At 71.2% G+C, this 14835-nt stretch carries 10 protein-coding genes; 3 read left to right on the top strand and 7 right to left on the bottom strand.

Translation table 11 applies throughout. From position 1 onward, the window contains the following. Positions 1-13: 13 nt before the first annotated feature. A complete protein-coding gene (locus J8G10_RS06860; protein ID WP_251442022.1) occupies positions 14-364 on the bottom strand; it encodes an Rv2175c family DNA-binding protein in 351 nt (116 codons plus the stop codon). A 172-nt stretch (positions 365-536) separates the two neighbouring features. Here J8G10_RS06860 and J8G10_RS06865 point away from each other — a divergent pair, with 172 nt between their 5' ends. Further along, positions 537-1562 (top strand): LysM domain-containing protein, encoded by a 1026-nt coding sequence (locus J8G10_RS06865; RefSeq protein ID WP_251442025.1) that lies wholly within the window; start codon positions 537-539, stop codon positions 1560-1562. 187 nt (positions 1563-1749) lie between these two features. Next, positions 1750-3684, top strand: coding sequence for a Stk1 family PASTA domain-containing Ser/Thr kinase (pknB, locus tag J8G10_RS06870; protein WP_251442027.1), 1935 nt, complete (start codon positions 1750-1752; stop codon positions 3682-3684). Between the two features lie 151 nt (positions 3685-3835). On the opposite strand, the gene J8G10_RS06875 is transcribed toward pknB, so the two are convergent. Together J8G10_RS06875 and J8G10_RS06880 are read right to left on the bottom strand one after the other, a co-directional pair. Then, positions 3836-5170 (bottom strand): class II 3-deoxy-7-phosphoheptulonate synthase, encoded by a 1335-nt coding sequence (locus tag J8G10_RS06875; protein WP_251442030.1) that lies wholly within the window; start codon positions 5168-5170, stop codon positions 3836-3838. 38 nt (positions 5171-5208) lie between these two features. Further along, positions 5209-5898, bottom strand: a complete 690-nt coding sequence (locus J8G10_RS06880; protein WP_251442033.1) for a 1-acyl-sn-glycerol-3-phosphate acyltransferase — start codon at positions 5896-5898, stop codon at positions 5209-5211. A 169-nt stretch (positions 5899-6067) separates the two neighbouring features. Here J8G10_RS06880 and J8G10_RS06885 point away from each other — a divergent pair, with 169 nt between their 5' ends. Next, the gene (locus J8G10_RS06885) at positions 6068-7894 is read left to right on the top strand and encodes an AMP-dependent synthetase/ligase (protein WP_251442036.1); all 1827 of its coding nucleotides are present in this window, start codon (positions 6068-6070) and stop codon (positions 7892-7894) included. Between the two features lie 70 nt (positions 7895-7964). Here J8G10_RS06885 and J8G10_RS06890 read toward each other — a convergent pair whose 3' ends face one another. From J8G10_RS06890 to J8G10_RS06905, 4 genes are all read right to left on the bottom strand, one after another. Further along, a complete protein-coding gene (locus tag J8G10_RS06890) occupies positions 7965-8780 on the bottom strand; it encodes an isocitrate lyase/phosphoenolpyruvate mutase family protein (RefSeq protein ID WP_251442039.1) in 816 nt (271 codons plus the stop codon). A 16-nt stretch (positions 8781-8796) separates the two neighbouring features. Next, entirely contained in the window at positions 8797-9288 is a 492-nt protein-coding gene (locus tag J8G10_RS06895; RefSeq protein ID WP_251442043.1) for a peptide deformylase, read from the bottom strand. Beyond that, positions 9288-11288: a MinD/ParA family protein gene (locus J8G10_RS06900; RefSeq protein ID WP_251442046.1), complete on the bottom strand. Its 2001-nt coding sequence runs from the start codon at positions 11286-11288 to the stop codon at positions 9288-9290. Before J8G10_RS06900 ends, J8G10_RS06895 begins: the two co-directional genes overlap by 1 nt. Positions 11289-11387: 99 nt before the next feature. Then, positions 11388-14801, bottom strand: coding sequence for a pyruvate carboxylase (locus tag J8G10_RS06905; RefSeq protein WP_251442049.1), 3414 nt, complete (start codon positions 14799-14801; stop codon positions 11388-11390). Positions 14802-14835 lie beyond the last annotated feature (34 nt).

A 14835-nucleotide genomic window follows, 5' to 3' on the forward strand; every position in this document is an offset into this window, starting at 1 on the left:
CGTCGAGGACGGCTCAGGCGAGGGTCCGGGCGACCCGGCGCACCTCGCTCTTGTGCCCATCCCGCAGTGCGGCGATCGGCGACCGGCCGATGGACTCCTCGTCGGCGAGGAGCCAGTCGATGACCTCGTCATCGCTGAAACCGGCGTCCTTCAGGGCGATGATCGTGCCGCGCAGGGAACCGAGCGGCTGACCGTCCTTGAGGAAGAGCGCGGGGACGGCCAGCGCCCCGTTGCGCCGCGACCCGACGAGGTGCTGCTCGTCGAAGAGGCGATGCACGCGACCGAGCGACTCGCCCAGGAGCTCGACGAGGTCGGGAAGGGTCAGCCATTCGACCTCGGAGGTCGGGATCTCTGATTCAGACACCCTGCAATGCTCTCATCCCGGCGGCCCGGCACGGTCGTCGGCGGGCTCCTCGCCGGACGATCACTCCTTTCACATCTGTCACTTGTGTTGACTTGCGATGACTTCCGTGCCAGCGTCGAGGGGCCGATGCGCACCGCTGCGCCTCTGCGAGAACGTCAGAATCGGGGGATCCATGACGACCACAACGACCCAGCGACGCGCTCTCGGCGTCGCCGCTCCGACGGTGCTGCTGACGGCCGTGGCGAGTGCGCTCGTGTCCACACCCGCACAGGCGCAGACGTTCTCCGCACTGCCGCCGCTGACCGCTCTGCCGACCGGAGCGGCGCTGGCCGCACTCGCGTCGCGCAGCGTGCCCGCCGAGGTCGCCCCGGCCACCGAGTACACGGTGCAGGACGGCGACACCCTCTGGGACATCGCCCGGGCGCACGGCACCACGGTCGCCGCCCTCTACCAGGCCAACGGCCTGGGGGCCGACTCGATCATCCATCCGGGGCAGACCCTCTCCCTCGTCGAGGCCGCGCCCGCTCCGGCCCCGGCTCCGGCAGCTCCCGTCGCCGATGCGCCGGCCTCGGAGTGCACGGTCGCCGCCGGCGACACTCTGTGGTCGATCGCGGAACGGCACGGGATTGCCCTGGCCGACCTCTTCGCGGCGAACGGCCTGTCCCCCGACTCGATCATCTATCCCGGGCAGACGCTGCGGCTGTCCGCACCGGCTCCCGCGTCCGCCCCGGCTCCCGCCTCCGCGTCCGCCGCGCCCGATGCCCCGACGCCCACCGCGCTCGACACCTACTCCGCTCCCCCGGTCGTGCTCGACGACGAGCAGACGGCGAACGCGCTGCTCATCATCCGGACCGGACGCGAGCTCGGCGTGCCCGCACGCGGCATCGCGATCGCCCTGGCGACCGCCATGGTCGAGTCCGGCCTCACGAACGCCCCCGGCGGCGACCGCGACTCGATCGGGCTGTTCCAGCAGCGTCCGAGCACGGGGTGGGGCACGCCGGAGCAGATCGCCGACCCGTCGTACGCCGCCCGCACCTTCTTCACCGGCGCCGCGCACACGAACGGCCTCCTCGACATCCCGGGGTGGGAGGATCTGGGCTTCGGCGCCGCCGCGCAGGAGGTGCAGGTCTCGGCGTTCCCCGGACGCTACGACCTGTGGCAGCCGCAGGCCGAGGCCTGGCTCGCGGCTCTCGGCTGATCCTCAGGACCGCACGTCCAGGGCCTGCGCACCCCGTGATCGGTCGTCGACCGCCCCGGGAATCCGGGGTCCGCGCCTGCTCGGGGCACCACCGGCGACCGGACGGATTCCGGATCCGCATGATGGAAACGAGCCTGCACGCGAGCCGCTCCCGGGGCTCTCAGCGAGTTCTCCCTAGAATCTTGTCGTGACGACCAGCCAACAAGCCGACCCCCTCATCGGGCGGCTCGTCGACGGTCGCTACCGCGTCCGCGCGCGGATCGCGCGCGGCGGCATGGCCACCGTCTACGTCGCGACAGACCTGCGCCTGGAGCGCCGGATCGCGCTCAAGGTCATGCACGGCCACCTCAGCGACGACTCGGTGTTCCAGAGCCGGTTCATCCAGGAGGCCAGGGCGGCCGCACGACTGGCCGATCCGCACGTCGTCAACGTGTTCGACCAGGGTCAGGACGGCGAGCTCGCCTACCTCGTCATGGAGTACCTGCCCGGGATCACCCTGCGTGAGCTGATGCGGGAGCAGCGCCGCCTCACCGTCGCGCAGACGGTCACGATCATGGACGCCGTGCTGTCGGGTCTCGCCGCCGCGCATCGCGCCGGCATCGTGCACCGCGACGTCAAGCCGGAGAACGTGCTCCTCGCCGAGGACGGGCGGATCAAGATCGGCGACTTCGGCCTCGCCCGCGCGACCACGGCGAACACCGCCTCGGGCGCGCAGCTCATGGGGACGATCGCCTACCTCGCGCCCGAGCTCGTCACCCGCGGCACGGCGGACGCCCGCAGCGACATCTACGCCCTCGGCATCATGCTGTACGAGATGCTCACCGGAGAGCAGCCCTACAAGGGCGAGCAGCCGATGCAGATCGCCTTCCAGCACGCGACCGACTCCGTGCCGCGCCCGAGCGTCCGCAATCCCGGCGTCCCCGAGCAGCTCGACGAGCTCGTGCTCTGGGCCACCGAGAAGACCCCCGACGAGCGTCCCGCCGACGCGCAGGAGATGCTCGACCGGCTGCGCGTCATCGAACGCGAGCTCGGTGTCACCCCCACGCCGACGGCGACGACGGCGAAGACCACGGCCCTGCCGCTGCGCGACACCGCGGATCAGACCCTCGTGCTGCCCGGACCCGCGTCCGCGACGGCGGCCGCGCCCGTCGCGGAGACCCCGCTGGACAATGCGACGCTGCTGCGCCGTCGCACCGCGCATCGACGATCGCGCGGGGCGCTGCTGCTCGTGCTCGTGCTGCTGCTCGCCGTGGCGGCCGGCGGCACCGGCTGGTGGTTCGGATCCGGTCCCGGGTCCAAGCTGTCCGTCCCCGACGTCGCGGGCAAGACCTGGGAGGTCGCGGCCGCCGCGATCACGAAGGACGGGATGACGCCCGTCCAGGGCAACGAGAACTCGATCACGGTCCCCGCGGGTCAGGCGATCCGGACCGATCCCGGCGCGGGCGCCCGCGTCGACCGGAAGGCCAGGATCACCGTGATGATCTCGGCCGGCCCCGCGAAGCACGATCTCCCCCGGCTCGACGCGATGACCGAGGACCAGGCGAAGAAGGCGCTGGCGCCCTTCCACTTGGAGATGCAGGACTCCGTGGCCCTGTTCTCGGGCGCCGACAGCGGGATCGTGATCAACGCCGAGGTCACCCCGCGCTCCGGGGCCGCCGGATACGAGTGCGGCGAGGGGTGCAGCGTCTTCGAGGGAGACCAGATCCGTCTCCTGGTGTCGCTGGGTGCGGTGCCGGACGTCTCGGGCATGACGGTCGGCGACGCGACGAGCAAGCTCACCGCCGTGCGCCTCAAGGTGAACCCCGACTCCAATTACTCGTACAGCGACTCCGTGCCCAAGGATCGCGTGATCGGCTACGGCGACCGCGAGGGCGGCGGGAACTGGCGTCCCGACGACACCATCACGCTGAACGTCTCCAAGGGACCGGAGCCGATCACGGTGCCGAACGTGGTCGGCGCGAACCTCGCGGATGCGATGAAGACGCTGAGCGACGCCGGGCTCAACCCGCAGACGAGCGTTCCCGAGATCGCGTGGAGCCTGTTCCAGGTCACGTCCACGGATCCGAAGGCCGGCGACAGCGTGGACAAGAACTCCACGATCCGCGTCAAGGTCAGCGGCTGACCCGGAGCGCTCCCGCCCCGTTCCCGGGGGCGTCGAGCGCGCGCTGCCGAAGGCAGAGCGACACGAAACGCGGCACTCTCGCAAGAGCACCGCGTTTCGTCTCGGTCGCGCTCCCCGCGTCCTCGCTCGACGACCCGGGGGGATCCGCGCGTCAGCGCTTCTCGAGCTCCTCGGCGACGAGGAAGGCGAGTTCGAGCGACTGCATGTGGTTCAGTCGCGGGTCGCACAGCGACTCGTACCGGGTCGCGAGCGCCGCCTCGTCGATCTGCTCGGATCCGCCCAGGCACTCGGTGACGTCGTCGCCGGTGAGCTCCACGTGGATGCCGCCCGGGAAGGTGCCGACGGCGCGGTGCGCCTCGAAGAAGCCGCGCACCTCCTCGACGACGTCGTCGAACCGGCGGGTCTTGTACCCGGTGGGCGTCGTGATGCCGTTGCCGTGCATGGGGTCGGTGACCCACAGCGGCTGCGCCCCGGAGTCCTTCACGGCCTGCAGCAGCGGCGGCAGCGCGTCGCGGATCTTCCCGGCGCCCATGCGGGTGATGAAGGTGAGGCGCCCCGGCTCGCGGTTCGGGTCGAGCTTGTCGATGAGCGCGAGCGCCGTCTCGGGGCTCGTGGTCGGACCGAGCTTCACACCGATCGGGTTGCGGATCTTCGCGAAGTAGTCGACGTGCGCGCCGTCGAGCTCGCGGGTGCGCTCGCCGATCCAGAGGAAGTGCGCGGACGTGTTGTACGGCGTGAGCGTCCGCGAGTCGATGCGGGTCATCGGACGCTCGTAGTCCATCAGCAGGCCCTCGTGCCCGGTGAAGAACTCCACGCGCTTGAGCTCGTCGAAGTCCGCACCGGCGGCCTCCATGAACTTGATGGCGCGGTCGATCTCGGCGGCCATGCGCTCGTAGCGCTGGTTGGCCGGGTTCTGCGCGAAGCCCTTGTTCCAGGAGTGCACCTCGCGGAGATCCGCGAAGCCGCCCTGGGTGAAGGCGCGGATGAGGTTCAGCGTCGACGCGGCGGTGTGGTACCCCTGCAGCAGACGACCGGGGTTCGCCTCGCGGGATCCCTCGGTGAAGTCGTAGCCGTTGACGATGTCGCCGCGGTAGGCCGGCAGCGTCACGTCGCCGCGGGTCTCCGTGTCGCTCGAGCGCGGCTTGGCGAACTGCCCGGCCATGCGCCCCATCTTCACCACGGGCATGGACGCGCCGTACGTGAGCACGACCGCCATCTGCAGCACCGTCTTGATCCGGTTGCGGATCTGGTCGGCCGTGGCTCCGGCGAAGGTCTCGGCGCAGTCGCCTCCCTGGAGCAGGAAGGCGTTCCCGCTCGCAGCGCGCGCGAGGCGCTCGCGGAGGTTGTCCACCTCACCGGCGAAGACGAGGGGAGGCAGCGCGGCGATCTGCGAGGAGACCTCGGCGACGCGCTCGGCGTCGGGCCACTGCGGCTGCTGCTTGATCGGGAGGGCGCGCCACGAGTCGAGATCGAGAGGCTGAGGCATCCCCCCATCCTAGGGTGCCGGAAAGGGTGCGGATCGCTCTATGAAGCCTGCGCGGCCAGGCGCTCCTTGACCGTGGAGGCGTAGACGTCCTCGTAGTGCTGCTCCCCCAGACGCTGCAGCGCGACCATGATCTCGTCGGTCACGGAGCGCAGGATGTAGCGGTCGTTCTCCATGCCCGCATAACGGGAGAAGTCGAGCGGCTCGCCGATCACCATCCCGACCCGCATGATGCGCGGGATGCGCTGCCCGGTGGGCATCGCGATGTCGGTGTCGACCATCACGACGGGGATGACGGGGACCTTCGCCTCCAGGGCCATCCGCGCGATGCCGGTGCGGCCCCGGTACAGCTTGCCGTCGGGGCTGCGCGTGCCCTCGGGGTAGATGCCGAGCAGGTCGCCCCGCCCGAGCACGCCGAGACCGGTGTTCAGGGAGGCCTCGGAGGCCTTCCCGCCCGAGCGGTCGATGGGCAGCTGCCCGGTGCCCTTCATGAACATCCGCGTGGCCCAGCCCTTGATGCCCCGGCCGGTGAAGTAGTCGCTCTTGGCGAGGAAGGACATCTTCCGGTCCAGCATGAGCGGCAGGAAGATCGAGTCCGAGAAGGACAGATGGTTGCTCGCCATGATCGCGGCGCCCGTGACGGGCACGTGCTGACGGCCCACGATCCACGGGCGGAAGATCGCCTTCACCAGCGGGCCGATGGCGATGTACTTCATGAACCAGTAGATCATCGCCCGCAGTCTATCCCGCCGCCGCGACGAGGACGAGAGGCGGTTCGGATCCTGCGACGCAGTTTCACCGATCATGCGACTCAATCTCATCCTGGTCGCCCTCTCCCCAGGCGTCCCATGGCATAGACTCCTGGGAAGCATGTACCCGTCCGGCCCCGAAGGAGTTGCCGTGGTCCAGTTCGAAGTCCCCGCGATCGTCAAAGCCGCCCCCGAGGACAACATCACCGACCTCCTCGAGCAGCGGGTGCAGAAGACCCCCCATCTCGCGCTGTTCTCGGTGCCAGACGGCGCCGGGTGGCGCGACATCAGCGCCGCGGACTTCCGTGCCGCGGTGATCGCGCTCGCGAAGGGCTTCGCCGCCGCGGGGATCCAGCCCGGCGAGAAGGTCGGCTTCCTGGCCCGCACGACCTACGAGTGGACCCTGGTCGACTTCGCGCTGTTCTATGCGGGCGCGGTCATGGTTCCGATCTACGAGACCAGCTCCCCCACGCAGATCCAGTGGATCCTGGAGGACTCGGGAGCGATCGCGCTCATGGTCGAGTCCCCGGAGCACTTCACGCGCTTCGACGAGGTGCGCGGCGACCTCCCGCTCGTCCGCGACGTCTGGCAGATGCACCTCGGCGCGATCGCCCAGCTCACCGCCCAGGGGGCGGAGGTGGCCGACGAGGAGATCGAGCGCCGGCGCACGATCGCGAACGCGGCGGACATCGCCACCCTCATCTACACCTCCGGGTCCACGGGCCGCCCCAAGGGCTGCGTGCTCACGCACAGCAACTTCGTGGAGCTCTCCCGCAACGCCGCGAAGTCGCTCGACGACGTCGTGTCCATCCAGGGCGCGTCCACCGTGCTGTTCATCACCACGGCGCACGTCTTCGCGCGGTTCATCTCGATCCTCGACATCCACGCGGGCGTGCGCACCGGCCACCAGCCCGACACGAAGCAGCTGCTCCCCGCGCTCGGATCCTTCAAGCCGACCTTCCTCCTCGCCGTGCCCCGCGTGTTCGAGAAGGTCTACAATTCCGCCGAGCAGAAGGCCGAGGCCAGCGGCAAGGGCAAGATCTTCCGCGCCGCCGCCGCGACCGCGACCGAGCACTCGCGCCTGGTCGAGGAAGGGGCGAGGATCCCGCTCGGCATGAGGATCAAGTTCGCCCTGTTCGACCGGCTCGTCTACGCGAAGCTGCGCGAGGCGATGGGCGGGAACGTGCAGTACGCGATCTCCGGATCCGCGCCGCTGGGCGCCCGGCTCGGCCACTTCTTCCACAGCCTCGGGATCACGATCCTGGAGGGCTACGGCCTCACCGAGACCACCGCTCCGGCCACCGTGAACACGGCGCACAAGTCGAAGATCGGCACCGTCGGCCCTGCCCTCCCCGGCGTGGGCATCCGCCTGGCCGAGGACGGCGAGATCGAGGTGCGCGGCATCAACGTGTTCAAGGAGTACTGGAACAACCCGGAGGCGACCGAGGCCGCGTTCGACGAGGGCTGGTTCCGCACCGGCGACCTCGGCTCCTTCGACGACGAGGGCTTCCTCACGATCACCGGCCGCAAGAAGGAGATCATCGTCACCGCCGGCGGCAAGAACGTCTCCCCCGCGGCGCTCGAGGACCCGATCCGGGCGAACCCGATCGTCGGCCAGGTGGTCGTCGTCGGCGACCAGAAGCCCTTCATCGCGGCGCTCGTGACGCTCGACCCGGAGATGCTGCCGACCTGGCTGGCGAACAACGGCCTTCCCGCCGACATGTCCCTCGCCGACGCGGCGAAGAACGACGCCGTGCGCGCCGAGGTGCAGCGGGCGATCGACGTCGCCAACACCCGGGTCTCGCGCGCCGAATCGATCCGCAAGTTCACCATCCTGCCGTCGGAGTGGACCGAGGCGAGCGGGCACCTCACGCCCAAGCTCTCGATCAAGCGCAACGTGATCATGAAGGACTTCGCGCCGCAGGTCGCCGAGATCTACAACGAGACCACCGCCACCACCACGGTGCCGCTCGGCTGATCGCGCGAGCAGGAGGAAGGGCCCCGGGGATTCCCCGGGGCCCTTTCTTCTGCCCGAATCCGCGGCTGCGTCAGAACAGGTCGTTGAGCCTGCTCCACGACAGCCGCTGCGCCGTCTCGGTCGCGACGCCCGCGTTCACGACCTCCTGCGCCATGCGGAGAGTCGCCGCATGAACGGCCTCCGCGACCGCGGATCCCACGCTGATCCGCGCGGCGCCCGCCTCGGCGAGTTCTGCGACCGGGAGCGTGGTCGCGTCGAGAGCCACGTTCACGGGTACCTCCACCGCACCGACCAGCGCTCGCAGCGCCGTCGCGGACACCGCGCCGAGCACGAGGATCCCGTCGGCGCCCGCCTCGGCGTACGCGCGAGCGCGAAGCACGGTCTCGCTCATCCACCGCTCGGCGTCGCCGAGCAGGGAATGCGTGTCGATCCGCGCGTTGATGAAGGGGTTGCACCCCGACGCGTCCGCTGCGGCGCGTGCCGCGGCGAGTCGCTCCGCCTGCTCGCCCGGCGCACGGAGGGAGTCCTCGAGGTTGACGCCCACGACGCCCAGGGCGACGGCCTCCGCGACGGTCTCGGCGACGGCCGCCGGCCCGGCTCCGAAGCCGTCCTCCAGATCCGCCGTCACCGGAAGCCTGCCGTCCACCGCGACGACGATCCGCTGCAGGGCGCGCAGCGCGGTGTCGCGGTCGAGGCGGTGCCCGTCGGCGCTGCCGTTCGCCCAGGCGATCCCGGCGCTCGTCGTCGCGATCGCACGGAGGCCGGCCTGCTCGGTGATCCTGGCCGACACGGGATCCCAGGCGTTGACGAGGACGAGCGGATCCCCCGGGACGTGGAGCGAGCGGAACCCGTCCGCCCGGGCGCGCTGCGCCGCCGGAACCGTCATGCCGATCCCTCCCGCATCAGAACCAGGAGCTCTCGCGCACCTCGCGCATCGCGACCTTCCGGGTCTCGGGATCCAGCCGGGAGAGATAGACCTTGCCGTCCAGGTGGTCGGTCTCGTGCTGGAGCGCCTGAGCGAGCAGGCCCTCCCCCTCCAGCACCACGGGCTCGCCGTCGAGGTCGATCCCCTCGACCCGCGCCCAGGGGTGGCGCAGCGCGTCGTGCCACAGGCCGGGCACCGACAGACAGCCCTCGCCGGTGGGCACGGGCTCCCCGCGCACCTCGACCAGCACCGGGTTCAGCACATAGCCGATGTCTCCGTCGATGTTGTAGCTGAAGGCGCGCAGCGCCACGCCGATCTGCGGCGCCGCGACGCCGGCTCGGCCGGGCAGCTCGACGCTGTCGACGAGGTCGGCGACGAGGGCGCGCACGCCGTCGTCGATGGTCTCGATCTCCGCGCACACCGTGCGCAGCACCGGGTCTCCGAAGAGGCGGATCTCGCGGACCGTCATCAGGCGGCCTGCGCTCTCAGGCCCTCGACCACGACGGCGGCCAGCTCGCGCGCCGCCTGCCGGGTCTCGGGCTGGAGTGCGGCGAAGGAGATGGCGCTGCCCGCGGCGATCCGCGCGTCGTACGGCACGCGCAGCACGTGCGCCACGCGGGTGCGGAAATGCGCCTCGAGCTCGCTCAGCCGGACCATCGGGGATCCCGGGCTGGACTGGTTGAGGACGACGACCGCCTCCCGCACCTTGTCCGCGTATCCGTTCGTCTCGAGCCAGGTGAGCGTCTCGGAGGCGAGGCGCGCCTCGTCGACGCTGAGACCGGTGACGATCACGATCGTGTCGGCGCGGTCCAGCGTGGCGGCCATGACGGAGTGCACGATGCCGGTGCCCGTGTCGGTCAGCACGAGCGAGTAGTAGTGCGCGGCCACGGACGCGACCTGGTCGTAGTCCTCGTCGTTGAACGCCTCCGAGACGCGCGGGTCCGTGTCCGATGCCAGCACGTCCAGGCGGGTCGCGTCACGGGACACCACCGCCGAGATGTCGTGGTAGCCGGTGACCTGATCGTGGATGCGCACCAGGTCCCGCACGGTCTTGCTGTTCGTGCGCGCGATGCGGTCGGCGAGCGTCCCGCGGTCGGGGTTCGCGTCGACGGCGATGACACGGTCCTCGCGCGCGTCGGCGAGGGCCATGCCGAGCAGCGCGGTCACCGTGGTCTTGCCGACTCCGCCCTTGCGGCTCAGCACCGGCACGAAGCGCGCCGTGCCGGGAAGGGGCGCGGCGATGCGCGCGCTCAGCGCCTTCCGCTGCTGGGCGCGCTTGCCGTCGCCGAGGTTGATGCGACGACCGGAGATCGTGTACAGCAGATGGCTCCACAGGCCCTCGGGCTCGGGCCCCGCGAGCCGCGAGGTGTCGAGCAGCCGGTCCGCCGTCAGCAGATCGGCGCTCTCGCGCTCGCGGTCGCCCAGCTGGTCGAGACGGCGCGAGGCGAGCTCCGTCTCCGGCGCGGGGGCGGCGTCTCCGTTCACGGTCTGCTCCTCGGCTCGGGGGACGGATACGGGAGGTGTCGCCGGCGTCGGACGCGGCTCGACCGGGCGGAGCGTCATCGGCGACGGCGCCGGCCAGGGAGCGCGGACCGGGGCCGCCGCGGGTTCCGTCATGGGGCTCTCGGCTGCCGCGGCCGCGGGCTCCACGCGCGCGGGCTCCTCGGGGGCGTCCGTCTCCGACTCGTCCCGCGGCTCGACGGCAGCGGTGCCGGCCTCGTCCTGGGACGGGGCCTGCGCGCCGTACCCCGGGCGCTCCGGCTGTTCGCCGTCGGGCGAGCGCGGCGCGCTCGGGTGCGACTCCTGCGCCGTGCTCGAGTCCTCCGGCACGGCCGCATCGGTCGCGACGGCGTCGTACGGCGCCTCCGCGGCGTCCGGGTCCACATGACCCTCGGCTTCGGCTTCGGCTTCGGCTTCGGCTTCGGCTTCGGCTTCGGCTTCGGCTTCGGCGAGATCGTCATCGGCTTCGGCCGCGGCGGGCTCGTCAGCGGCTTCGGCAGGCTCGGCTTCGGCTTCGGCTTCAGCGAGCTCGTCGTCGACCTCGGAGTCCGTCATCTGCTCGGCGGCGTCGGCCTGCTCGGCGGCGGCCGTCGGCTCGTCGTCGGCCTCATCCGTCTCGTCCCCCTCGACGAGCTCGGCGACGACCACGGTCTCCTCGGCGACGGGCGCCGGGATCTCGATCACGATGTCCGGGACGCCGGTGCCCTGATGGATCCGCCCGATGCCGTCGTCCTCGCGGACGAAGGCTGCGGGATCGGCCTCGAGGACGAGATCGGTGAAGGCCTCGCCCTCGGTGACGTCGTCATCGACGAGGTCCTCGTCGTCGGCCGAGGGCAGCGTCACCGGGACCTGCGCCGTCGCCCCGCCGAGCAATCCGATGCCGGCGGTGCTGATGGCGCCCGTGCTGTCGAGCACGCCGAGCGTCTCCTCGGCGTCTTCGCCCTGCGTGTTCCTGCGTTCTGTGCTCATGCTGGTCTGTCTCTCCCCCGCGGCGCGCCCCGGTGGGGAGCGCATCGCCCGCACAAGATTAGTGCACGGCGACGGGGGCGCACACGACGGCCGGACTCCTCACGCCGGCTGCGACGGCCGGATGACGACGATCAGGTCCCCTGCCTCGACCTGCTGCGTGGCGCCGATCGCGAGCCTCTCGATGACGCCGTCGACGGGTGCGGTGATCGCCGCCTCCATCTTCATCGCCTCGATCGAGGCGACCGGCTCCCCGGCGCGAACGGCGTCGCCGACCTCGGCCTTGACCGTGACGACGCCCGAGAACGGTGCGGCCACCTGGCCCGGCTTCGAGGTGTCGGCCTTCTCGACCTCGCGCGCGTCGACCGCGACGGAGCGGTCCCGCACGAACACGGGCCTCAGCTGTCCGTTCAGCGTGGTCATGACGGTGCGGATGCCCTTCTCGTCCGCCTCGCCGATCGCCTCGAGGCCGACGTAGAGCTGCACACCCGGGTCGATCTCCGCCACGTGCTCCTCGCCCGGCACCAGTCCGTAGAGGTAGTCCGGGGTCCCGAGGGCGGACAGATCCCCGAACGCCGCACGGGTGCGCTCGAACTCCGCCGCCGGTCCCGGGAACAGCACGCGGTTGAGGGTCTGCCGACGCTCGCGGCTCTCGCCGTCGAGGGCCTGCTGCTCCTCCGCGGTGATCGGGACGACATCGATCGACACCGTCCGGCCGGCGAGCGCCTTGGTGCGGAACGGCTCCGGCCATCCGCCGGGGAGATCGCCCAGCTCACCCGCCATGAAGCCGATCACGGAATCGGGGATGTCGTAGTTCTGCGGGTTCTCCTCGAAATCCGCGGGGTCCGCCCCTGCGGCGACGAGCGCCAAGGCCAGGTCGCCGACGACCTTCGACGACGGGGTGACCTTGGGGATCCGGCCCAGGATCCGGTCCGCGGCGGCGTACATGTCCTCGATCCGCTCGAAGTCGTCGGCCATGCCGAGCGCGATCGCCTGCTGGCGCAGGTTGGACAGCTGCCCGCCCGGGATCTCGTGGTGGTAGACCCGTCCGGTCGGGGCGGTCAGCCCGGACTCGAAGGGACGGTAGAGCTGGCGCACGCCCTCCCAGTAGGGCTCGAGGTCGCCGACGGCCTGCAGGTCCAGCCCGGTGTCGCGCTCGGTGTGGGCGAGGGCCGCCACGAGCGCGGACAGCGACGGCTGGCTCGTGGTGCCCGACATCGGCGCCGCGGCCGCGTCGACCGCGTCGGCGCCGGCCGCGCTGGCGGCCAGCAGCGTCGCGAGCTGACCGCCCGCGGTGTCGTGCGTGTGCACCTGGACCGGAAGGTCGAAGCGCTCCCGCAGGGCGGCGACGAGCCGTGCCGCCGCGGCGGGCCGCAGCAGCCCCGCCATGTCCTTGATGGCGAGGATGTGCGCACCCGATTCGACGATCTGCTCCGCGAGGCGCAGGTAGTAGTCCAGGGTGTACAGGTCCTCCGCCGGATCCAGCAGGTCGCCCGTGTAGCAGAGCGCGACCTCGGCGACGGCGGTTCCGGTCTCCAGCACCGCGTCGATCGCCGGGCGCATCTGCGACACGTCGTTGAGGGCGTCGAAGATGCGGAAGATGTCCACGCCGGTCGCCGCGGCCTCGCGCACGAACGCGTTCGTCACCCCGACGGGACGCGGCGTGTACCCGACGGTGTTGCGTCCGCGCAGCAGCATCTGCAGCGGGATGTTGGGCATCGCGGCCCGCAGCGCCTCCAGGCGCTCCCACGGATCCTCGGCGAGGAAGCGCAGGGCGACGTCGTAGGTCGCACCGCCCCAGGCCTCCATCGAGAGGAGCTGCGGGGTCATGCGCGCCACATGCGGCGCGACGCGCACCAGGTCGCGGGTGCGCACCCGCGTGGCGAGCAGGGACTGGTGCGCATCGCGGAAGGTCGTCTCGGTCACGGCGAGAGCGGTCTGCTCGCGCAGCGCACGGGCGAAGCCCGCCGGGCCGAGCTGGAGCAGCCGATCCCGGGCGCCCGCCGGCGGCGCCGCGCTCAGGTCGATCGCGGGGAGCTTGCTGCCCGGCGACGGCGACAGCGGCTTGTCCCCGTAGGGCCGGTTCACCGTGACATCGGCGAGCCAGTTCAGCAGACGGGTCGCGCGGTCCCTCGAGGGGTTGCTGGTGACCAGCCCCGGCCGCTCCTCGATGAACAGCGTGGACAGGTCGCCGACGACGAACGCCGGGTCGTCGAGCACCGCACGAAGGAAGGGGATGTTGGTGGAGACCCCGCGGATCCGGAACTCCGCGAGCGCGCGCTTGGCCCGCGCCACCGCGGCCGGGAAGTCGCGGCCTCGGCAGGTGAGCTTGGCGAGCATCGAGTCGAAGTGCGGGCTGATCTGGGATCCCGCGGCCGTGGTGCCGCCGTCGAGGCGGATGCCGGCCCCTCCCGGCGAGCGGTACGTCGTGATGCGACCGGTGTCGGGACGGAAGCCCTGGGCCGGGTCCTCGGTCGTGATGCGGCACTGCAGCGCCGCACCCCGCAGCTGGATGTCGTCCTGCTCCAGCCCGAGGTCCGCGAGCGTCTCGCCCGCGGCGATCCGGATCTGCGACTGCACGAGGTCGACGTCGGTGACCTCCTCGGTGACCGTGTGCTCGACCTGGATGCGCGGGTTCATCTCGATGAACACGACCTCGCCCGCGCGCTCCCCCGCGGTCTCCAGCAGGAACTCGACCGTGCCGGCGTTCTCGTAGCCGATCGACCGGGCGAAGGCGACCGCGTATCCGTGCAGGGCGTTGCGGGTCTCGTCGTCGAGGTTCGGCGCCGGCGCGATCTCGACCACCTTCTGATGCCGCCGCTGCACGGAGCAGTCCCGCTCGAACAGATGCACCGTGTTCCCGGCGCCGTCGGCGAGGATCTGCACCTCGATGTGGCGGGGCCGCTGCACCGCCTGCTCGAGGAAGACCCGGGGGTCGCCGAACGCGCTCCCCGCCTCGCGCATGGCCTCGGCCAGCGCCGGGGCCAGATCGCCCAGCGACTCGACCCGGCGCATCCCGCGTCCGCCGCCGCCCGCGACCGCCTTGACGAAGATCGGGAAGCCGATGGCCTCGGCCTGCGCGACGAGTGCGTCGACGTCGTCGGAGGCATCGGTCGACCGCAGCACCGGCACGCCCGCCGCGACCGCATGCTGCTTCGCGGTCACCTTGTTGCCGGCCATCTCCAGCACGTGCGCCGGAGGCCCGATGAAGGCGATGCCGTTCTCCGCCGCGCGGGCGGCCAGCTGCGGGTTCTCCGAGAGGAAGCCGTACCCCGGGTAGATCGCGTCCGCACCGCTGGACAGCGCCACCCGGATGATCTCGTCCACATCGAGATAGGCGCGCACCGGGTGCCCGACCTCGCCGATCTGGTAGGACTCGTCCGCCTTCTGACGGTGGAGGGATCCACGGTCCTCCCAGGGGAAGACGGCGACCGTCTTCGCTCCCACCTCGAATGCGGCTCGGAACGCGCGGATGGCGATCTCACCACGATTGGCCACAAGGATCTTCTGGAACATGGCACCTCGAACACTGTTCTGCGCGACGACGCGC

Source organism: Microbacterium sp. USTB-Y (assembly GCF_023703415.1).
Classification (GTDB): Bacteria; Actinomycetota; Actinomycetes; order Actinomycetales; family Microbacteriaceae; genus Microbacterium.

What these genes read in the sequence shown, in the direction of transcription:
- J8G10_RS06890 (WP_251442039.1), bottom strand. Translation starts at nt 8,780, where the DNA reads ATGACGGTTCCGGCGGCGCAGCGCGCCCGGGCGGACGGGTTCCGCTCG.
- J8G10_RS06880 (WP_251442033.1), bottom strand. Translation starts at nt 5,898, where the DNA reads ATGATCTACTGGTTCATGAAGTACATCGCCATCGGCCCGCTGGTGAAG.
- J8G10_RS06905 (WP_251442049.1), bottom strand. Translation starts at nt 14,801, where the DNA reads ATGTTCCAGAAGATCCTTGTGGCCAATCGTGGTGAGATCGCCATCCGC.
- J8G10_RS06900 (WP_251442046.1), bottom strand. Translation starts at nt 11,288, where the DNA reads ATGAGCACAGAACGCAGGAACACGCAGGGCGAAGACGCCGAGGAGACG.
- J8G10_RS06895 (WP_251442043.1), bottom strand. Translation starts at nt 9,288, where the DNA reads ATGACGGTCCGCGAGATCCGCCTCTTCGGAGACCCGGTGCTGCGCACG.
- J8G10_RS06865 (WP_251442025.1), top strand. Translation starts at nt 537, where the DNA reads ATGACGACCACAACGACCCAGCGACGCGCTCTCGGCGTCGCCGCTCCG.
- J8G10_RS06875 (WP_251442030.1), bottom strand. Translation starts at nt 5,170, where the DNA reads ATGCCTCAGCCTCTCGATCTCGACTCGTGGCGCGCCCTCCCGATCAAG.